Consider the following 19,913-nt stretch of genomic DNA (forward strand, 5'->3'; position numbering starts at 1 on the left):
CTCAAAGGTGAAAAAGCGTGCCACGCGCGGAATAAATAACCTTGAGGATGTTATGACGATATTTGCAGAAGCAGCAAAACTTGAAGAGCAGAACCGGCCTTTTGCCCTGGCGCAGATTATTGACAGCCGTGGGTCAGCCCCCCGGCACACTGCGCAGATGTTGATTCGCGATGACGGCACGATTATCGGCACCATCGGCGGCGGCGTGATTGAGCGCCACGTTATCAGCGAGGCGCTGGAGGCGCTGCGGGAGAAAACCGCCCGCGTTTTTCATGGCCGTATGGCACGCAGCGGGCAGAATGCGGTTGGCGCGGACTGCGGCGGCGCCATGACGGTGCATATCAGCGTGCATGGCCTGCGCCCCCGGCTGGTGCTGGTTGGCGGCGGGCATGTTAACCGCGCGATGGCCCACGCCGCCGTGCCGCTCGGGTTTGATATCGCCGTCGGCGACACCTATCTACAGAGCCTCACTTCTGACGCCTTTCTCCCCTCCATTCGGCTGGTGTATGGGCAAACCTTTGTCGAGGTGATCGATAACCTCGCTATTCAGCCGCAGGATTTCGTATTGATTGCTACCCATAACCAGGATCGCGAGGCGCTGGAGCTGCTGATTGGCCAGCCGGTCGCCTGGCTCGGGCTGCTGTCGAGCCGGCGTAAAGTGCAATCCTTTCTGCGCCAGCTGCGCGATGCGGGCGTCAGCGACAGCGCGCTTGCCCGCCTGCGAGCGCCCGTCGGGTATGACATAGGTGCCGAGACGCCGCAGGAGATCGCCATCAGCGTGCTGGCGGAGATCCTGCAGGTGAAAAACCGCGCGGCAGGCGGGCTGCTTGGTCTCAACACGCCCGCACACCAACAGAGCGAAACGGTGCTCGCGGTCAACTGATCGGCTAAGGCCCGGCCGCTGGTTACTGGCTAATCAGCGTGCCGGTTTTCCCCTCAATGCCCGCTTTTGCCTGGCGTAGCTCGGTGATCAGCGCCTGGCGGCCCGGCCGCGAGCGGGCAAAAGCGACGGCGGCCTCCACCTTCGGCAGCATCGAACCGGCTGCGAAGTGGCCTTCGGCGATAAAACGCTCCGCATCCCTGACCGAAAGCGTATCAAGCAGCTGCTGGTTGGGCTTGCCGAAATGCAGCGCCACTTTTTCCACCGCGGTGAGAATGACCAACATATCGGCATCGATCATCCCGGCGAGCGTTGCGCTGGCCCAGTCCTTATCGATCACCGCGCTGACGCCGCGCAGATGTTGCCCCTCACGCACCACCGGAATGCCGCCGCCGCCGCAGGTGATCACCACATGGCAGGCGGCCATTAGCGCTTTTACCGTCTCTTTTTCAATGATGTCGACCGGTTTCGGCGAGGCGACAACCCGCCGGTAGCCGCGCCCGGCATCCTCCTTCATGGTGTACCCCTGGCGGATAAGGGCCTGCGCCTCAGCTTCCGAAAAGAAGGAGCCAATCGGTTTACCCGGCTGGCTGAAGGCGGGATCGTCTGCCGCCACTTCCACCTGGGTTATTACCGTGGCGACGGGAATATCGAGGTTGCGGGCGAGCAGGGCTTCGCGCAGGGTGTTTTGCAGATCGTAGCCAATATAGCCCTGGCTCAGGGCGACGCAGACCGACATCGGCAGCATCGGCGTATGCGCCTCGGTTCTGGCGGCGGCCTCGAAGGCGAGGGTGATCATGCCCACCTGTGGGCCGTTGCCGTGGGTGATCACCACCTGGTGACCCTGAGCGATCAGCTCGGCGATGGTCTGTGCGGTCTGCTGTAACGCCTGCATCTGCCCGGCAAGATCGCAGCCGAGCGCATTCCCGCCGAGGGCGAGAACAATCTTTTTCTTCATAACACACTCTCTGATAGCAACGGTTCCGCTGACGGGAGCGTAAGCGGCTGAAAAGGTTGACGGGGTAAAAAGCGCCCCTGTCCGGCGCTGCCGGTAAAGACGCCGTTATCGAAGATCACCCGCCCGCGCGACAGGGTCTGGCGGATCGCGCCCTGGCAGATAAACCCCTCCCACGGCGAATAGTCCGCATTGTCATGCAGCCTGTCGTGGCGAATGGTCGTGGTGCGCTGCGGATCGATAATCACCACATCGCCATCCGCGCCGGGGGCTAACACCCCTTTTTGCGGCCACAGGCCGAACAATTTCGCCGGGTTGGCGCTGGTGAGCGCCACGAAGCGCTCGGGTGAGATGCGTCCGGTCATCACCCCATGGGAGAAGAGCAGCAGCAGGCGGTTCTCCACTCCCGGCAGCCCGTTCGGGCAACGGCTAAAATCGCCGCCGGAGAGGGACTGACGCTGGGCCAGCGAAAAGGCGCAGTGATCGGTGGCGACGGTGTCAATTGCGCCATCGGCAATGCCACTCCACAGCGCATCATTGTGGCGGGCGTTACGCAGCGGCGGGCTGAGCAGATATTTCAGCGCGTCCTGGCGTTCGTAGCAGCGCTCGTCGAGCAGCAGATACTGCGGGCAGGTCTCCACCCACACTGGCTGCTGCTGGGCGCGGGCGAGACGCAGATACTCCAGCCCCAACTGATTGGAAAGGTGCACGATATAGAGCGGCGCATCACCGGCAAGCCGCGCGAGGTTAATCACTCTGGCAATCGCTTCGGCTTCGCACTCCGGCGGGCGGCTAAGAGCGTGGAAGCGCGGCGCGGTTTTCCCGGCATTGAGAAATGCCGCGCGGCGCTGGGCGATGGCGGCATCATTCTCCGGGTGGACGGTGGTCAGCGCGCCCGCCAGATGCAGATGGCGCATCGCCTGTAAAATCTCATCATCGTTCAGCTTGTACTGATAGGTGAGATAGAGTTTGAAGCTGCTGATGCCGCTCTCCACCATCATCGGGATCTCATCCAGAATGCCGTGGTTCACATGCTGGATCACGCCGTGAAAGCTGTAGTCGATCACCGCTTTATAGGCGGCATAGTTATGGTAAACCCCCAGCTGATGGCGCAGATGGCAGCCGGGCGGGCCAAAGCCCATATGATCGACCACTGTGGTGGTGCCGCCGCAGGCCGCCGCGCGGGTGCCGGTAAAGAAGTCGTCGCAGCTGCGGGCAAGCCCGGTATCAATATTGAAATGGGTATGGACATCGACGCCGCCGGGCATCACATAGCAGCCCGTGGCATCAATTACCTTGCAGGAGGCATCGGCCTCAATCGTGCCGGCTATCTGTTTAACCCGCCCGGCGTCGATAAGCAGATCCGCGCAGGCTCTCTCGTCAGCGTTCACGATAAGGCCATTTTTGATCAGTACGCGCATAGAGACTCCAGAATGCCCGCCGTGAAGTCAGGCGGGCATGAGATCGACAAATTACGCAGTCGCCAGCCAGCTCAGCGGGATCGCGGCATACATCGCCGCGCAGGTGACCAGATGCGATTTCCAGGTCTTCTCATTCGGCGCATGGGCTTCCGGCTCTTTACCCGGGCCAAAACCGATAACCGGAATGCCGTGCCGCCCCATAATCGAGACGCCGTTAGTGGAGAAGGTCCACTTATCGATCACCGGCGCGCTGCCGAACAGCCCCTCGTAGGCGTTATAGAGCGCACGCACGGTGAAGTGATCCTCTTCTACTTTCCACGTCGGGAAGTAGCACTCGGTGGGGTAGATAAGCCCGGTCCACGATGGGCGGTCATAGCTGTACATCGACACGACCGCTTCGGCCTTTTTCACCGCCGGCAGCGCGCGGATCTCCTCCAGCGCGCCCTCCCAGCTTTCGCCCCAGGTGAGGCGGCGATCGATAGAGATGGCACAACTGTCTGCCACCGCGCAGCGGCTCGGTGAGGTAAAGAAAATCTCTGACACGGTAAGCGTGCCTTTGCCGAGAAAATCGTCATTTCCCAGACGTTGCGACAGGCTCTCCAGCTCGCTGAGAATCGGTGCCATTTTGAAGATGGCGTTATCGCCACGCTCCGGCGCGGAGCCATGACAGCTGACGCCATGTACGTCGACACGGATCTCCATGCGCCCGCGATGACCGCGGTAGATCTGGCAATCGGTTGGTTCCGTGCTGACAACGAACTCCGGTCGAATACCGGACTGCTCGATAATGTACTGCCAGCAAAGCCCGTCGCAATCCTCCTCCTGCACGGTGCCGGTCACCAGCAGGGTGTACTCATCCTCAAGACCAAGATCTTTGATGATCTTCCCGGCGTAGACCATTGAGGCCATGCCGCCCTCCTGATCGGACGCGCCGCGCCCGCCGATCAGCTCATCGGTTTCGATGCCGTGATAGGGATCAAAGCCCCAGTTTTTGATATTGCCGACGCCGACCGTATCAATGTGTGCATCCATGGCGAGCAGCCGCGGGCCGTGGCCGATATAGCCGAGCACGTTCCCCATCGGGTCGATCTCCACTTTGTCGAAGCCGACGCGCTCCATCTCCTCTTTGATCCGGTGAATGACGCGCTTCTCATCACAGCTTTCGCTGGGGATGGCGATCATATCGCGCAAGAAGCGTGTCATTTCCGCTTCGTAGTGGTGTGCTTTTTCAACAATCTGTTTAAACGGGATAGCTTTAGCCATCGCTCTCTTCTCCTGTTATGGCGCTGACGCCGTGGAAGTTATTCAGCCGCCGGGTGCTTGCCTGCCCATACCACCTCGCGGTAGTGCTGCGCATCGGTATCGCCTTCGGTGCTAATCAGCAGCACCACTGAGTTATGATCAAGCTGTAAGCTCTTTCTCAGCGACTCACCCTGCGGGTGCAGCGGAATAGCGGCGAGCAGGCCTGCGCCGACGGCGCCGGATTCGCCGGAAATGATGCGCGGATCGTCACCCAGCGGGTTGCCGAGCACGCGCATGCCCAGCGCGGCGACGGCATCTTCACAGGCGATAAACTGGCTGGCGCAGTTGCGCAGGATTGTCCAGCCGAGCGGGTTGGGCTCACCGCAGGCGAGGCCCGCCATAATGGTCTCCATCTCGCCGCCCACTTTGACGATTTCGCCCTTTACGGCAGAGCGGTAGAGGCAATCGGCCCGCTCCGGTTCAATAATCACGCTGCGAAGATGCCGGGCGTCGAAGAGGTCGGCGAGGTAGTTCAGGACGCTGGCCGCCATCGCGCCGACCCCCGCTTGCAGAAAGACGTGAGTGGGGCGGGGCGTACCCATCGAGGCCATCTGTTCGATTGCCTCATCAATCAGCGTGGCGTAACCCTGCATGATCCAGGTGGGGACTTTGGTGTAGCCGGGCCAGGCGGTATCCTGCACCACCTCCCAGCCATTTTTTTGCGCCCTTTGCAGGGTAAAACGCACGGTATCGTCGTAGTTCATATCGGTGACGATACACTCAGCCCCAAGGCGCAAAATGGCATCGACCCGCGCCTGCGCAGAGCCTTTGGGCATATAGATAACCGCGTTCTGCCCAAGCTGCTGCGCCGCCCAGGCGACGCCGCGCCCATGGTTGCCATCGGTGGTGGTGGCGAAGGTGAGCTTCTCTTTGGTGCTTGCTTTGAAGTGCTCAAACGAGAAGGCGTTAATATCAAGATGATATTTTTCACACAACAGCTGTGCGATGGCATAAACGCCGCCGAGCATTTTGAAGGCGTTAAGGCCGAAGCGCTGCGACTCATCTTTCACCAGGATGGTGCTCACGCCAATGCACCCCGCCAGGGAGTTCAGCGCATAGAGCGGGGTTGGCTGGTAACCCGCCAGCTTTTGATGGAACTGGCGCGCCTGCTGCGCCTGCTGGCGGGAGAAGCGCGGCGAGGCTTCACCGCTAAAGAAGCGGTTTTCTGCAATATTGATACGCAATGGAAGAGCGGACATGTTCTAACCTTCTCCATAATGTCAGAAACAGTAAGTGGCCGACCGGGCTGCCGGACGGTTACAAAATGCGTTTTTGCGCGTCGGTAAACAGCTGTTCCAGCAGCTGGCCCGGCTCGGCATATTTGCGACAGAGGATCATCGAGGCGATGATGTAGGGCTTCCAGCTCGCCTCTTTGTAGGTGGCAATGCGATATTTTTCGAACACCGCTGCCGCGACTTCGCCTTCGTCGCAGGAGACGCCGCTGATATCCGCCGGCAGGCAGTGCATATAGAGCGCCTCGCCGTTGCGGGTGGTCGCCATCAGCGCCTCGGTACACTCCCACTCTTTATGGCGGGCGTTCTGCGCCAGGCAGTGCTGCTCAAGCGCTTTCAGCCCCTGATGATCGCTGGCGCGCAGCAGGTCAGTGCGCTGCTCCATCACCGTGTAGGGTGCCCAGGATTTCGGGTAGACGATATCGGCGTCCTTAAACGCTTCTGCCATATCATTGACCTGGCGGAAGCTGCCACCCGAGGCTGCGGCATTGCTTTTTGCCACCTCAATGACATCGGGGATCAGGTCGTACCCTTCCGGGTGCGCGAGGGTGACATCCATTCCAAAGCGCGTCATCAGCCCGATGATCCCCTGCGGTACCGAGAGGGGTTTGCCGTAGCTTGGCGAATAGGCCCAGGTCATGGCGATTTTTTTGCCCTTCAGCGCCGCCAGCGAGCCGAAGTGTTCGCGCAGCCAGGCGAGATCCGCCATCGATTGGGTTGGGTGATCAATGTCGCACTGCAGGTTAATCAGCGCCGGACGCTGCGGCAGCACGCCCTGTTTATGACCATCATCCAGCGCTTCGCCCACTTCACGCATATAGGCATTACCGGCGCCGAGATACATGTCGTCACGAATACCGATGGCGTCCGCGCAAAAGGCGATCATATTGGCGGTTTCGCGTACCGTTTCGCCGTGGGCAATCTGTGATTTCCCCTCATCGAGATCCTGCTGCGCGAGGCCGAGCAGATTGAGGGCCGAGGCATAGGAGAAGCGGGTGCGGGTGGAGTTATCGCGGAATACCGAAATGCCCAGCCCGCTGTTAAATACACGGGTGGCGATATTTTCTGAACGCATCGCCTTCAGTGCCGCGGCGACATTAAGCACCTGCTTTAGCTCATCCGGCGACTGCTCCCACGTCAGCAGAAAATCTTTCTCATGCAGATGCGAGCGAAGGGTACGGATCTCCTTGATTAATTCATTAACAGTTTTCATTTTGCAATCCTGATTAAGAATGACGGGCTTACGCGTGGCGGTGCGGTTGACGGGGTTGAGTGTGACGCGCGACGGCCAACGTGTAGTGGCACCCTAACAATAAGTGTGCCACTTCCCGCCGGCAGCGCTGGAGGGTGGGTAAAGGGCGGTAATTGTGTGAGATGAATCACGAATATATGCGATATTGCGCAGAAAAGAGGCAGTGCGCTGATGTGTGCCAACAGGCGATAGGGTTGCCATGAAAAGATGAAATGGAAGATGGGGGAAAAATAGCCGGGAAATAGCGGCTAAATTGATAAAGGACGCGGCCGAATTATCATATTGATAGCGAAATGTGATAGCTATTACATATTTACCATTCGTCACAAAGCGGTCGGGTGTGGTTATTCCGTAATAAGTGAAGGGGAGTGTTATCCTGCAGAAAAGGAAAGCAGAGCGGAAAATGCTGTTAAAAGTTTGTGAGCAATAAATAAGGAAGATTATGATTCCATCCACCACGCCCTCCATTTTGATGCAGATTCAACCTAAGATACAAAAATTCGCCGGAATGCTGGCGAGTGTTCTGCAACTGGAAGTGGAAATTGTTGATAGTTCATTATGCAGGGTCGCCGGAACGGGAATTTTTGATACGAAAATTGGCCGTAAATTAAATACAAGTTCACAACTTTTGCGCCACATAGTTGAGACAAAAAAGGAGAAAGTGGTTACCCATTCGCGCTTCGATCCCTTCTGTAACGGCTGCCACAGCAAGCAAAACTGCAAAGAGAAAGCCTTTATCGGTACCCCGGTTATCTATCATGGGCAGTGCGTTGGGGTGATCAGTCTGGTGGCATTAACCCATGAGCAGCAGGTACGTATTAATGACAATATCCAGGCCTTTTCAGATTATGTTCGTCATGTCTCGTCGATATTTGTCTCGCGCTTTCTTCAGGATCTCTCCAGCAACGATAATATTCAGAAAGTCTTTTTGACCATGATTGAATTTATGGATCAGGGCGTGCTGGTGGTGGGGCACGATCATAAAATTAAATTCGCTAACCCTTCGGCGTTGAAAATTATCGGTGAGTCCGCGGGAAATATGATTGGCAAGAGTATTCACTTTCGCCCGCTCACCTTTGAAGACCATTTTCGCCACGGCCATATGCAGCACGTAGTTTCATTTGATGATAAGAAAGAGCTTATTATTGGTCAGCTGCATGCAGTTCAGGAACAGTGGTTATTTTTAATGGCATTTCACCAGTCCCACTCGTCAGCAGAATTAAGCGCCGCTCACGAGGAGCCCTTAATTGAGAGCCTGATAGGGGAGTGCCGTCCGATGCGGCAGTTGAAAAAGCTGATTCGCCGCGTCGCGCCCGGCCCCTCAAGCGTCATGATTGTTGGCGAGAGCGGCACTGGCAAAGAGGTGGTTGCCAGAGCGATCCATAAGCTGAGCGACCGCAGCGTTAAGCCTTTTGTCGCCATCAACTGCGCGGCGATCCCCGAGCACCTGCTGGAGAGCGAGCTGTTTGGCTACGTTAAAGGCGCATTTACCGGCGCATCGGCTAATGGCAAAACGGGGCTTATTCAGGCAGCAAATCATGGCACCCTGTTTCTTGATGAGATTGGCGATATGCCTTTAACCCTGCAGGTGAAGCTGCTGCGCGCCATTGAGTCGCGGGAAGTGCAGCCCGTAGGCGCCTGCCACCCGGTGCCGGTGGATATTCGTATTATCTCGGCGACCAATCAAAATCTCGCGCGTGTTATCGCCGAGGGCAAGTTCCGCGAAGATCTCTACTATCGCCTGAATGTGATCCCGCTGCGCTTACCGCCGCTGCGCGAGCGCCAGGAGGATATCGAGCTGCTGATCCACTACTTCCTTCATCTGCATACGCACCGGCTGGATCTGGTCTATCCCGGCGTGGCACCGGAGGTGGTGGCCTTTCTGCGACGCTACCGCTGGCCGGGCAATATTCGCGAGCTGAGCAACCTGATGGAGTACCTGGTCAATGTTGTCCCCTCCGGAGAGGTGATTGATATCTCGCTATTACCGCCAAATCTGTTAAGCAGCGACAACGTCACGGGAGCCGGCGGGCGCGTCACTGCAGCGGCTGAGGCGCGGGCAGAGAGCGTTACGGCGCTGGAGGAGATGGAGCGGCAGATGATCTGTGACGCGCTTTCGCGTTACGGCAATAAAAAGCAGGCGGCGGATGTGCTGGGGATTGGTATCGCCACGCTCTATCGCAAAATTAAAAAGTATGCGCTGGAGGGGGTGTGAATAAAGGGGGAATAGGCGGGGGCAGAATATCAGTACGTATCTTCAGGAATCGAACCTTTAATCAATCTCATGATTTAGATGAGAAAAATTATATGAGTCATGTTTATTCCAACAGTTGTACCAACAAAGAGAGTTGATTGAATATTGACTTACTAAATCATTGAGACTTGCGTGACTTAAATAAGCCTGACAAGTTCGAGGCTTACTGACTATCCCATCGAACGGCAGGCACCCATCATTGCGGATGACTGCCCGATCATAGTTCATGGTATGAACACCTGGTTAATGTTCCAGGCTAAAGGCAAGCAGGGGCGATACAGAGGAGATACAAGTTCAGTGACATACCAGACCTTTATCAAAAAATAGTCACAGGCAGAGGATGAGTAATGAATAAATTTCTGCTGCTGGGTTCGCTTTCCTTTCTTGCCGGATGCACAGGACCCGGAGATCGTTTGCCAGATGTCGAGAATGCACAGGTCGACTTGAAAAACGGCGTACCTTGTCTGTTGTTCCATAGCAACTGACCTCAGTCGATGATGTACATGATGGCGTTGCACTGCCTGGTGGATTTTCTGATAAGGGCAAGCTGATTGCACCGATTGAGCTTCTTGTGGCTGGTGATTTGTCATCCGGTATGGCGGTTTTCCAGGCCTATGCACTCCATGTTGTCGTGCTGAAGCCTGACAGGATCGCCATACAGCCCTGACAGTAAATAAAACGTTCTCCGCCGGGACATAAAACCGCTTATGTCTCTGATGTATTCCTTATCGTTATTGCTGTGTTTCCCACATAAAGCAAAGCTATGATTTTCTGCCCCTTTTATCTCTTTCTCATCTAAAACCATATCGTTAAAAAGGCATGGGTATTTTAATCTCCCTGATATAGATGCAAACCAATACAAGATCCTTTTATTAACAATTATCCGTTTGTTTTTACTGCTGCGACATAAATGTTTGTTTTGTGCGCTTTTGGTAGTTCATTTCACTGCCATTACGGCGATACCTTTCATTAACATTTAGTGGAAAATTCTTAAGAAATTTCTCTATGCAAATTAAACATTTGTATTTCTGATATTAAGTCGATTATTATTCTCTTGTAGCGTGTCAATTACTTTAGTCTGAAAGTGCACACAGCGATAAACCGAGGGATGATGAGATGGCTGATAGTTTCCAGAATGAAGTGCCAAAGGCATCTATTAATCTAAAGCCTGGCCTGCATACAGGGGGAGCCAGCAAGAAAACCGCGCTCCCAATGAAATTACTGGTGGCGGCCAACTTCAGTAATCGTCAGGAGTCTGCGCCCCTGTCTGAGCGCAAAAAATCTTTATTGCGCCCGCGCAATGGAAGGGACTGCCTCCCTGTGTCAGGCCCGCGCCCATGCAGAAATTCTGCCGGAACACTGGCTGCTGAAACTATTGAAACAGGGCGTAGGTGACCTGACGGTGCTGGCACGGGGAAAACATGGGAGGTCAGTCACTTGCTGGCTTAAGCAGATAAAATATTAATATTACCGTGGTGCAGGAAAAGATAACCAAAATATTGTTTTTTTGAATGGTGACTTATGTCTTTATTATTAAGTAAATAGGCCTTTGATTTGTCTCAGTGTCCGACAATATCTTAAACAGGACCGGATGTACGTCATCGGAAGTTAAATGAAAACCGTTCAATGAATAATAAAGAATATAACAATTATTCCTCGCTGTCGTCAGTCATGGAAAATTGAGTATGAATCATTTTATATTTTTATTCTGAGTATCTGCGCAGTCATCGCGGGGGATGAAGACTGAAAAAATATCGAAGGTTTTGGTCACATTTCTCTGGGCTTTTTTTGAAGTTGCACGGTGATTTTGAAAATGGGATGCCTTGACATGACACGATCGTCAGAATAGTAAGTTGCGTAAGTACTAAAAAATTTCACGAGAGTTTTATTACTGGATTAAAGAATGCCATTCAATAAATGAAGGAGGAGGTAGTCACTATGGGTGTCTACGGTCAAAGATATGCAATGTTCATTTCTTTCGATGCCGTAGCCGTATCGGGTATTACGGTGGAAGCGTTGAAGATTTCACAAAGTCTTAAGCAGAAAGGTATTAAATCCTATCTTGATCTCGGTTACGATATCAAAGTCGATAAAGGCAATTTTAATAAACCCTACGGTCATGAACACGAAATTTATCACGATGTGTTTACGTTGACACGTATCAATGATATTACTTCTGTTCCACACTACTCTCCCGAGTTCATTAATAAAACCCATGCCGTGCTGATCGGAGAAAAGCTCGCTGTATCTCCTGAGGAAAAAGAAAATATTATTACAGCCGCCGAGGAATCATCACGGGCTTTAGCGGAGAGAATCGTTCTTCAGTGGGAACAACTGCAAATCAGTATCGTTATTGTTGAAAACGGTACGCTTCCTGAAAATATTATCTACACCAGAGCACTTTATTTCGCCATAGAAAAGTATGGTCGTCGTCATCAGCTTAAGAATTTCGTTATCTGGCGAGATCACGATCTGATGTGGAACAGCGAAAAAAATATTATGAAATACGGCTTGCCGCCGTACCACCATGCAATTAAGCCGGTGAAATCCCCCTTCATTAGTTACGTCACGCTGAACAACGATCTTAAAGAAAAACTGGAACACTGGTGCAATCGGGAAGTGAATATTCACGTCGTCAAAAACACCTACAGTTTTACCCCTCAGCAGTCCCTGAAAAATATTCGTACTTCGCTGAATATTCCTGCACAGGATATTGTCATCGCCAGAACAACACGCATCATTCCGCAGAAACGCCTGGATCGTGACGTAGTGCTGATTCAGCGTCTTAACCACCTGTTCAGAGAGCATAACATTGATAAAAAGGTGTGGTTGCTGATTGCTGGTGATACTCACGAACATCCCGCGCATACCGCAGATCTTGAACAATTAACCCATAGGCTGGATGTCAGTGCCTGCGTGAAGTTTCTTGGCCCGCTACACCATAATTTTATGCCGATGAGCCAGGGCAAAATCACAATTGAGGATCTCTATCACTCCTGCGATGTGGTCTCATTCCTTACCTCATGGGACTACGACAGCTATGGGAATCCGATCGGCGAAGCCATCAGTAGCCACCGCTGTTATATTTCCACCCACTACGAATACTACACAGAAGTTTACGGCCAGCACGGTTTCGAAGCCCCGGTAATGAAAATATCAGATGGTAAGGACGGTCTTCCTGACGAGGATTTTATCAATGAAGTCTTTTTACTGCTGACAAATAAACCGCTAATGGATCGAATTGCCGCGAAGAATTTTGCCATTGGCAAAAGAATACTTTCTAACAACGTTATGGATATTCTTAATATAACCGCACCAGGAGTAAATATGCGTGATAACATTTTTGTCTCAGTAGTACTGCCTGTTTACAATGAAAGTGACAGAATTTATGAGGTATTAACATCGTTATTCAATCAACAAACTCATGGCAGATTAATTACACATGATTCGTATGAAATCATTATTGTAGATAACAATTCTCATGATGATTCAGTTGAGAAGATAAATCAGTTCAAAGAAAGATATCCAGCTATGGATATTCATATTATTCAGGAGAAAATTCAGGGTGTCTCTTCGGCTCGTAAATGCGGTATGGATTATGCGTCCCTGCGCTCACGTGCTCGCGATGCCCGGTTGGGCAAAAGCAATAAGCATTATATTGTCTCAGCCGATGCGGATTGCACCGTTGATCCCTACTGGTTGCATGCGCTGATAGAAAAAATGATTGCTGATGATGGCGATCTAGGCACCTGTAATTATTACTACAATCGCGATGTTTTCCTGCAGCGGCCAAATCTGTTTCGAGAAATCCAGAAAACCCTGAGGTGCCGTGACGTTTCATTCTCGCTGTTTGGTGGCTTTCCGGACGGAAAGGGCTTTGCCGTAGAGCGCGGACTCTATGAAAAAATTGGCGGAATCGAAATATTTTATCAGCTGGAAAAAGGTCGCTTTGTCGAACATCTTTCCGACGACTGGGATTTTGGTATTAAAGTAATTGCCTTTGGCGGCAAACCGGTTTATGCCAAAGAATCTTTTGTTGAAATTAACAGCCGCCGCGTGGATACCATCATTGATGACGTGATTAACGGCATTGCTTACGGCAGCGACGGCATCATTATTATGAAAGACGTTCGTCCGGACGTTTCCCTGCAAAAAAAGGCCCTTGTTGATCTTAATGAAGAGCAGGCCAGACAGGGATGGGAATACTCAATAAAGGATTACATTCCGAAGAATATCATTCTGCCGGTACTGCTCAATCCGCATATTTTATTAGAAAATGAGTGCGTACGAGACTTTTTCTCACCTTCAGTTGCAGATCGGCTTTATCAGCGCATTCATGCCATTAAACGCGAAATGAGCATCATCGACTTCAAACCTATTCATAGCTATAAAACGCCGGCCTATCGGCTTTACTTTGAATTCCGCCACGAGATATTTGCTGCCTTGCGCAACGCGGTCGGGGAAGACATTGGCTTTGCACCGCCCCTGCCGGCCTGTTTTGACGATGTAGCTGAAAAAGATTTCGAACGCTTTGTCGGGTATTTCTGTGAAGATCGCGAGTCCGGTGAAGCCCATAACTACTTTGCCAATGGGGGGGTATTCTGATGGAGAATGACGCTATAGCATCATTAAAAGATCTCGATCCTGCCTACCCGGTTCCGGCGGTGTACCATTTTCTTGTACAGCCTGAAAACCAGGAATTTTTGAATTATGTCCACAAAGATCCATTTGGCTGCCACGTCTTTCCTGGTGATATCGAGAACTACCCGCTCGAGTCCTTTTTTTCCGATATGGAACAGGACATTCGCGAAGCAAAGCAGATCCATCTTTGGGCTTATATTCCTACCTGCCGGTATCGCTGCCATTTCTGCCAGTTCCCGACGGTTATTCTGAATCCTGAGTCAGCGTCGGCTGAGGGGATATTCCGGGATCTGGTTGATTACAATATTAAAGAAGCCAGGATGTGGCTGGAAAAAGTGCCGAGTCTGGCAAAGGCGGAAATTGGCGAGTTCAATATTTTCGGCGGCACGCCCTCTCTGCTCCCGGAGCCTGAGTTGCGCCGACTTATGGACTTCTATTACACGCATTTCAATTTCTCCGCAGCGACGCTTCGCTTTGAAGGCGAGCCTCGAACGCTGAACCGTGAATATCTCGGCATTCTGAAAGAGCTGGGCTTCAGCAAAATCAGCTTTGGAACTCAGTCTTTTAACGATGCCATCATTGTCTCCAGTGGCCGCCAGCACACCGCCGATGAGTGTGAAGAGACCATTCGCTCTGCTCGGGAACAGGGCATCGACTGGGTAAGCGTTGATCTTATCTACGGTATGCTGGGCCAGACCGTGGATGATGTGAAATACGATATGGAACGCATCCTGGCGCTTGATCTCTCGCATGTGGTATGTACCAAGCTACACATGGAAGAGTTCATGAAAACGCGCACCGGCGTTTCCGGAGAACGCGAAAGCCTCTGGCAAAAGAAAGGGCTTATCAGTACGAATGGTATGACCTTCCCGGGGCTGGGCAAGCAATACCAAATGCGTGAGCTGGTAGAGAAATACCTCAAAGAGAACTATCGCGAACACCCGACGATGTATTTCCACCAGAATCACCTCGAAGCTGAAAAATGGAAGGGGCTGATTACCGACCTCGATAAACAATATCCTGAGGTGGCTATAGGTCTGGGCGGCAGTTCAAAATGCACCCGCACTGAAGCCATTAATATCACCCACTATAAACAATATAAGCAGTACCTCGATGAGGGCCGTCTGCCGATTGAAAAAAGCCATGGCATCTCGCCCGGGCAGCGCGAAGTGAACGCTTTCAAAATGGCGCTCTCCACGTTGATCCCGGTTGATGACATCGTATTCTCGAAACGCTTTAACGGTAAAAGCTTTTTAAAAAACCACATCATCAAAACCACGCTGGAAAAGCTGCAGGAGAAAAAGTTGGTAGTTATCGAGCAGGGGGTAGTTACTCTGACGCCAGTAGGCACGACGCTTGTAGAAGCGATCATTAATACCCAATTCACCTTAACCGATGCCGGGCAGGAGTAAACCATGAACCATTCTTCAACCTCGCCGGTCTTCAGCCTGTATTATATCGCCATCGACACTGAAGCTGGAATTACTCCGCAGGCGTTTGAAACGTTTGTCCGCAACAAAGGTGTGCATATTCCCTGCTACCCGGGCTGGAGCTGGACTCTGCTTCGTGGGTTGCGCGGTGAACGTGCCGGGCAATATCTGATGTTGTTTGAAATTGAAAGTGCAGAATTGCGTGACCGCTACCTGAACGCCGACGGCAACCAGACAGCGCTTGCCCGGCAGTTCTGGCTACAACATCCTGAGGCAGAAACGCTGCTGGCTGAATGGCGTGGCTATGCCACCTTCAGCGAGTTACCAACGCTGTTCACCGATTATCGCCTGCTGGCTGAGAATAAAAAAAGCACCGTTCTGCCCGGGCCCCGCTATCAGCATCAGCCCCCTGTTGCGAGGGTAATTGGTATTCACAATCTCGCGCTGCGCCCGAACATCAGTGCAGAGCAGTTCGAAAATTTCATTGCAGATAATCATCACCGTATTGAAGATTATCCCGACTGGAAATTCCGGTTGTTAAAAGGAGAACGCGGTAACCGGCTCGATCAATATGTGGTTCTGATGGAAATCGCCAGCCTGGACGCGCTGGATATCTTTTATCCCGAACCGGATATTGCCACGGATGAAGCGGCTAAGTTTGCCAAAGCGCACCGGGATACCAAACAAATGTACGAAGAGTGGAAAAAGCTTGCGTCATTTTCCGGGTCACCGCAAATTTATACCGACTATATCTCGGTAGCTGAAAACCTTAATTAATCATTATGGGGATACGTGTCTGAAGGACCAGACACGATATAGAAGCATATTCATTCGCCATAAAACGTGCAATGAATTAACAGATATGAGTTGCTAACTTACTATGGAAATTAATTCAAAACCTTTCGTGGCGTATATTCAGTCACGGGAGCAGAATGCTACGCGCGCTATATTTTTTATTGCCGGGTTAGCGATGTCATCCTGGGCTCCGCTGATTCCCTTCGTTAAAACACGGCTTAATCTTAACGATAGTACTTTGGGGTTGCTGCTATTTTGCATTGCCGCTGGTTCAATGTTAATTATGCCATTTATCGGCAGTATAATTAAAAAATTTGGCTGTCGCCGCCTGATTATTCTTGGCGTGTTGGGACTTGCCGTTGATTTACCGCTGCTGATGCTATTTGACCAGCGCAGTACAATGGTAATGTCATTGCTGCTGTTCGGCACGTTTAACGGCATGCTCGATGTCGCGATGAACGCCCACGCAGTTGTTGTTGAGCAGGAAAGCGAGCAGGCGAAAATGTCCGGCTTCCATGGATTTTATAGTATCGGTAGTATCGTCGGGGCGGGAAGTGTCAGTCTCTTCCTGTGGCTGGATGCAACGCCTCTGCTTTCCGTTTGCGCAATCTCCGTTTTGTTGGCTCTGCTTCTTGCGACGTATTCCCGCTACATTTTGCCGAAACAGAGCGATGCGACAGGCGGCAAATGCGAAACGCTCCGCGTATTGTGTCATCCTCCAGTTCTGATTATCGCGGTTCTCTGTTTTTTTGTCTTTATGCTCGAAGGCGCAATGCTGGACTGGTCGGCGGTCTTCATGACGTCAGAGCGGGGGATGAGCGTTTCGCTTGCGGGCTTCGGCTACACTCTCTATTCCATCACTGTTGCTCTTGGACGCCTGAGCGGTGACCGGCTGGCTGGCTCTCTGGGTGGCAAATCTATGCTGTTGCTCGGTTGTGCTATTGCCTGCGCAGGAGTTGTGTTAATCGTCTTTACACGCTGGGGCGCGTTGCCAGGATTTATCCTGGTGGGGGCGGGACTGTCCAACATCATCCCCATCCTCTTCACATTAGCCGGAAACCAGCCGGAAATTTCACCCGATTTTGCTATCCCTGCCGTCACACTTTTCGGATACAGCGGCCTGCTTGCCGGGCCTGCTCTTATTGGCTTTATCGCCCACTATATCGGGCTCACTGTAACTTTCAGCGGCGCACTGTTACTGCTTTTTTTGGTGGCATTCGGTTCGCAGGTTGTTTCTCGTCAGCGTTAACTAAACAGGAATTTTTATGAGTCAATCTTCATCAGCAGTTTTCAGTCTCCACTATGTTGGCCTTAATCTGAAAAAGGGCGTCACCGAAGAGACATTCGAAACGTTTTTACAGGAGAAGGGTGTGCATATTCCAGCTTATCCTGGCTGGCGATGGACCCTACTTAAGGGCCTGCGTGGCGAACGTCAGAACCAATATTTGATGTTGTACGAGGCAGAGAATGCCGAATGCTACGCGCGCTACATTGATGACCACGGTGAGCAAACTGAGCAGGCTCGCGCGTTCTGGCGCGACCATCCTGAAGGTGTGGAGTTGATCGGCACCTGGAAGACCTTCGCAACATTTGGTGAATTGCCCACTATTTTCTCGACCTACAGGCAACTGGCTGAAAATGAACATAGTTCCCTGGCAGAAGGGGCAAATTATCAGCGTCGGGAGGGACGGGAACCGGTCAAACGCGTCGTAGGTCTGCATAATCTGGCGTTGCGTTCAGGTGTTTCGTCTCAGACCTTTGATGACTTTATCCTTAACAACGTCCACCGGATTGACGATTATCCCGGGTGGAAATTCCATATGCTTAAAGGTACGGGCGGTAACCGCATTGAGCAGTACCTGGTAATGCTGGAGATTGACAGCCTGGAATCGCTGAACTCTTTCCATCCCGGGCTGGACGTTTCCACTGAAAAATCACTGCAGTTCGTTAAAGAACACCAGGAAAGCGAAAGGATGTATGACGAATGGCGCGAGCTGGCCTCTTTTTCTGGTGCACCGCAGCTATATACTGACTACATAACTATCGTTGGTAGCCTCTAGCCTGGTATTCCCCTTCTCCTGACAGAGAAGGGGAACCTCACGATGAAAGCAGTTTTTCCGTCGTTTCCCCATTTTTGATATCAAAGATCGAACACGGGAAGACCTTAAGTACTGCATTAACGGCAATAACCATTGATATGCACAGTATGAACCGGGGCAGTTTCACCATTCTCCACTGGACTGGTCCGCATTTCGATTGCCGCTTTATTTCACTGAAAGAGATGTGCAAGTTCTAATTGAACAAATGAATAGTGTGCACACTAAACAAATTTTTGGGGCCTCGTTTTTCATTGAACAGGATAAGCCTCCACTAAGTCCCCAGGTCTTTATTGATTCACCTTGAAATAGGTAGAGATCAGCTGACGTCGCATAGCCAGAATAGAGGGATTATCACTGATAAGAAGAGGGTTTTATTGAATTTGGTAGATGTCAGGCGAGGTGTGTATGGTGTCCCCTGCAGGAATCGAACCTGCAACTAGCCCTTAGGAGGGGCTCGTTATATCCATTTAACTAAGGGGACGCAGAGCGGGGCCATGAATTGGCGTGCGTATGCTACCGTAACTGCTTGCTGCGCTTCAAGGTTTTTGTTCCCTGTTCGCGGCGATAAGCATCGGGATGCCAGCGTAAAATGGCATCCCTCTGTATCAGGCCTTTTTTAATAAGTACTTTCTGAAGAGTGAACTGAATTTTTTCTCTAACAAATAGTATGAAATAACAGCAAAGATAAATGAGAGGATCACTGCGAGCACAAACAGCATTACACCGCCCCAGGCAGATTGAGTATGGTGCAGCGCTTTGCCGAGCAGCGATTTCGCACGGTAGTGAACAAGGTAAAGGGAGAAAGAAATTTTCCCGGTATAGAGCACCGGCTTCGGTGCCCAAAAAGTGTATTGCGCTTCGTGGTTGGTCAGGGAAAAGACCAGTGCAAAAGCGGCGAAAATATAACCGAGGCCGCCAATTTTGCTGTAATGGGTAAACAGAATAGAGAGAAACAGCGCGAAGCTGAGCACGATTAAGGCAATGCTGACACCTTTCCCGTAGGCGATCTTTTTATTCACTACCAGCCAGCCAATCAAGGTGCCGACAAGAAATTCCAGCATCAAACTGTTGGTTATGGTGGCGAGATAGCCCGGATAGTTATAGTGGTTTGAGGGTGAAATTGCCACGTTATGTAACCAGGCGGGAATGGCAACTGCCAGGGCCAGAATCATAAACAGCACACTGTTTTTGCGCGTTTTAAACAACATGCAGAGGGTAAACAGTGTGTAGAAGATAAATTCGTAGTTGAGCGTCCAGCCAACAAACAGTTTAGCAACACCAAACCAGGGGGCGATTTGCGTCGTGTCTAACGGAATAAAGAGCAGTGAGGTGGCGGTTTGCAACCATGACTCAACGCTATTGCCTGCTACCAGCAGCGTAATGGCGAAATAGGGAGGAAAGACACGGCAAAAGCGCTTAATAAAAAAGCGTTTCGCAGAGGAAAAACCGTCATTATCGTCGCGGGTAATGTAGTAAATAATAAACCCGCTGATGACAAAGAAGAGATCGACGCCGATATCGCCATTGAGAAAAAGCCGATCGCCCCAGCCCGGAAGCGACTGATTAATAAAACTTTTAAAGTGAAAGCACATTACCAATACCGCGGCTAACGCTCGCATTGCCTGTATTGACCAGAAATTTCTATCCGTCAT

General features: G+C 51.8%; 13 protein-coding genes, 1 tRNA gene and 3 pseudogenes. 10 read left to right on the forward strand and 7 right to left on the reverse strand.

The features are described 5' to 3' along the window. Nucleotides 1–52: 52 nt before the first annotated feature. A pseudogene (locus PU683_RS09610) lies at nt 53–871 on the forward strand (XdhC family protein); the annotation flags it as partial. A gap of 34 nt (nt 872–905) precedes the next feature. Here PU683_RS09610 and arcC read toward each other — a convergent pair. From arcC to ygeW, 5 genes are read right to left on the reverse strand one after another with little or no spacing between them, the layout of a single operon-like run. Beyond that, on the reverse strand, nt 906–1,838 hold the full coding sequence (arcC, locus tag PU683_RS09615; protein ID WP_277171270.1) for a carbamate kinase: 933 nt from the start codon (nt 1,836–1,838) through the stop codon (nt 906–908). Further along, on the reverse strand, nt 1,835–3,256 hold the full coding sequence (hydA, locus tag PU683_RS09620) for a dihydropyrimidinase (RefSeq protein WP_277171271.1): 1,422 nt from the start codon (nt 3,254–3,256) through the stop codon (nt 1,835–1,837). The genes arcC and hydA overlap by 4 nt, the downstream gene beginning before the upstream one ends. A 51-nt stretch (nt 3,257–3,307) precedes the next feature. Further along, the gene (locus tag PU683_RS09625) at nt 3,308–4,519 is read right to left on the reverse strand and encodes a YgeY family selenium metabolism-linked hydrolase (RefSeq protein WP_277171272.1); all 1,212 of its coding nucleotides are present in this window, start codon (nt 4,517–4,519) and stop codon (nt 3,308–3,310) included. Between the two features lie 38 nt (nt 4,520–4,557). After that, nucleotides 4,558–5,757, reverse strand: coding sequence for a diaminopropionate ammonia-lyase (gene dpaL / locus PU683_RS09630; RefSeq protein WP_277171273.1), 1,200 nt, complete (start codon nt 5,755–5,757; stop codon nt 4,558–4,560). A 58-nt stretch (nt 5,758–5,815) separates the two neighbouring features. After that, entirely contained in the window at nt 5,816–7,003 is a 1,188-nt protein-coding gene (ygeW, locus tag PU683_RS09635; protein ID WP_277171274.1) for a knotted carbamoyltransferase YgeW, read from the reverse strand. A 481-nt stretch (nt 7,004–7,484) separates the two neighbouring features. Here ygeW and PU683_RS09640 point away from each other — a divergent pair, with 481 nt between their 5' ends. The 9 genes and pseudogenes from PU683_RS09640 to PU683_RS09675 all read left to right on the forward strand — a co-directional run bounded on the left by PU683_RS09640 (nt 7,485) and on the right by PU683_RS09675 (nt 18,222). Further along, nucleotides 7,485–9,257, forward strand: a complete 1,773-nt coding sequence (locus PU683_RS09640; protein WP_277171275.1) for a sigma-54 interaction domain-containing protein — start codon at nt 7,485–7,487, stop codon at nt 9,255–9,257. 386 nt (nt 9,258–9,643) lie between these two features. Beyond that, nucleotides 9,644–9,781, forward strand: coding sequence for a hypothetical protein (locus PU683_RS09645; protein WP_277171276.1), 138 nt, complete (start codon nt 9,644–9,646; stop codon nt 9,779–9,781). A gap of 631 nt (nt 9,782–10,412) precedes the next feature. Next, nucleotides 10,413–10,587: pseudogene (locus tag PU683_RS09650) on the forward strand (type VI secretion system contractile sheath small subunit); the annotation flags it as partial. A gap of 9 nt (nt 10,588–10,596) precedes the next feature. After that, a pseudogene (locus tag PU683_RS22425) lies at nt 10,597–10,710 on the forward strand (Clp protease N-terminal domain-containing protein); the annotation flags it as partial. Between the two features lie 524 nt (nt 10,711–11,234). Continuing rightward, a complete protein-coding gene (locus tag PU683_RS09655) occupies nt 11,235–13,901 on the forward strand; it encodes a glycosyltransferase (RefSeq protein ID WP_277171277.1) in 2,667 nt (888 codons plus the stop codon). After that, nucleotides 13,901–15,349, forward strand: a complete 1,449-nt coding sequence (locus PU683_RS09660; protein WP_277171278.1) for a radical SAM protein — start codon at nt 13,901–13,903, stop codon at nt 15,347–15,349. Before PU683_RS09655 ends, PU683_RS09660 begins: the two co-directional genes overlap by 1 nt. 3 nt (nt 15,350–15,352) lie before the next feature. Next, nucleotides 15,353–16,144, forward strand: coding sequence for a hypothetical protein (locus PU683_RS09665; RefSeq protein WP_277171279.1), 792 nt, complete (start codon nt 15,353–15,355; stop codon nt 16,142–16,144). A gap of 103 nt (nt 16,145–16,247) precedes the next feature. Further along, nucleotides 16,248–17,411: an MFS transporter gene (locus PU683_RS09670; RefSeq protein ID WP_277171280.1), complete on the forward strand. Its 1,164-nt coding sequence runs from the start codon at nt 16,248–16,250 to the stop codon at nt 17,409–17,411. Nucleotides 17,412–17,427: 16 nt separating this feature from the next. Beyond that, the gene (locus PU683_RS09675; protein ID WP_277171281.1) at nt 17,428–18,222 is read left to right on the forward strand and encodes a hypothetical protein; all 795 of its coding nucleotides are present in this window, start codon (nt 17,428–17,430) and stop codon (nt 18,220–18,222) included. Between the two features lie 445 nt (nt 18,223–18,667). Here the strand turns inward: PU683_RS09675 and PU683_RS09680 are convergent. Beyond that, nucleotides 18,668–18,742: transfer RNA gene (locus PU683_RS09680), tRNA-Arg, on the reverse strand. 124 nt (nt 18,743–18,866) lie between these two features. After that, the gene (locus PU683_RS09685; RefSeq protein ID WP_277171282.1) at nt 18,867–19,913 is read right to left on the reverse strand and encodes an acyltransferase family protein; all 1,047 of its coding nucleotides are present in this window, start codon (nt 19,911–19,913) and stop codon (nt 18,867–18,869) included.

It is taken from the genome of Candidatus Kosakonia sp. 282A-S69, assembly GCF_029433855.1.
Classification (GTDB): domain Bacteria; phylum Pseudomonadota; class Gammaproteobacteria; order Enterobacterales; family Enterobacteriaceae; genus Kosakonia; species Kosakonia cowanii_A.

Bases quoted from the DNA above. Each gene is read 5' to 3' on its own strand.
- PU683_RS09645 (WP_277171276.1), top strand. From the start codon at position 9,644: ATGAATAAATTTCTGCTGCTGGGTTCGCTTTCCTTTCTTGCCGGATGC.
- hydA (WP_277171271.1), bottom strand. From the start codon at position 3,256: ATGCGCGTACTGATCAAAAATGGCCTTATCGTGAACGCTGACGAGAGA.
- PU683_RS09675 (WP_277171281.1), top strand. From the start codon at position 17,428: ATGAGTCAATCTTCATCAGCAGTTTTCAGTCTCCACTATGTTGGCCTT.
- PU683_RS09640 (WP_277171275.1), top strand. From the start codon at position 7,485: ATGATTCCATCCACCACGCCCTCCATTTTGATGCAGATTCAACCTAAG.
- PU683_RS09655 (WP_277171277.1), top strand. From the start codon at position 11,235: ATGGGTGTCTACGGTCAAAGATATGCAATGTTCATTTCTTTCGATGCC.
- PU683_RS09670 (WP_277171280.1), top strand. From the start codon at position 16,248: ATGGAAATTAATTCAAAACCTTTCGTGGCGTATATTCAGTCACGGGAG.
- PU683_RS09665 (WP_277171279.1), top strand. From the start codon at position 15,353: ATGAACCATTCTTCAACCTCGCCGGTCTTCAGCCTGTATTATATCGCC.
- PU683_RS09685 (WP_277171282.1), bottom strand. From the start codon at position 19,913: ATGACGGATAGAAATTTCTGGTCAATACAGGCAATGCGAGCGTTAGCC.
- PU683_RS09625 (WP_277171272.1), bottom strand. From the start codon at position 4,519: ATGGCTAAAGCTATCCCGTTTAAACAGATTGTTGAAAAAGCACACCAC.
- arcC (WP_277171270.1), bottom strand. From the start codon at position 1,838: ATGAAGAAAAAGATTGTTCTCGCCCTCGGCGGGAATGCGCTCGGCTGC.
- PU683_RS09660 (WP_277171278.1), top strand. From the start codon at position 13,901: ATGGAGAATGACGCTATAGCATCATTAAAAGATCTCGATCCTGCCTAC.
- ygeW (WP_277171274.1), bottom strand. From the start codon at position 7,003: ATGAAAACTGTTAATGAATTAATCAAGGAGATCCGTACCCTTCGCTCG.
- dpaL (WP_277171273.1), bottom strand. From the start codon at position 5,757: ATGTCCGCTCTTCCATTGCGTATCAATATTGCAGAAAACCGCTTCTTT.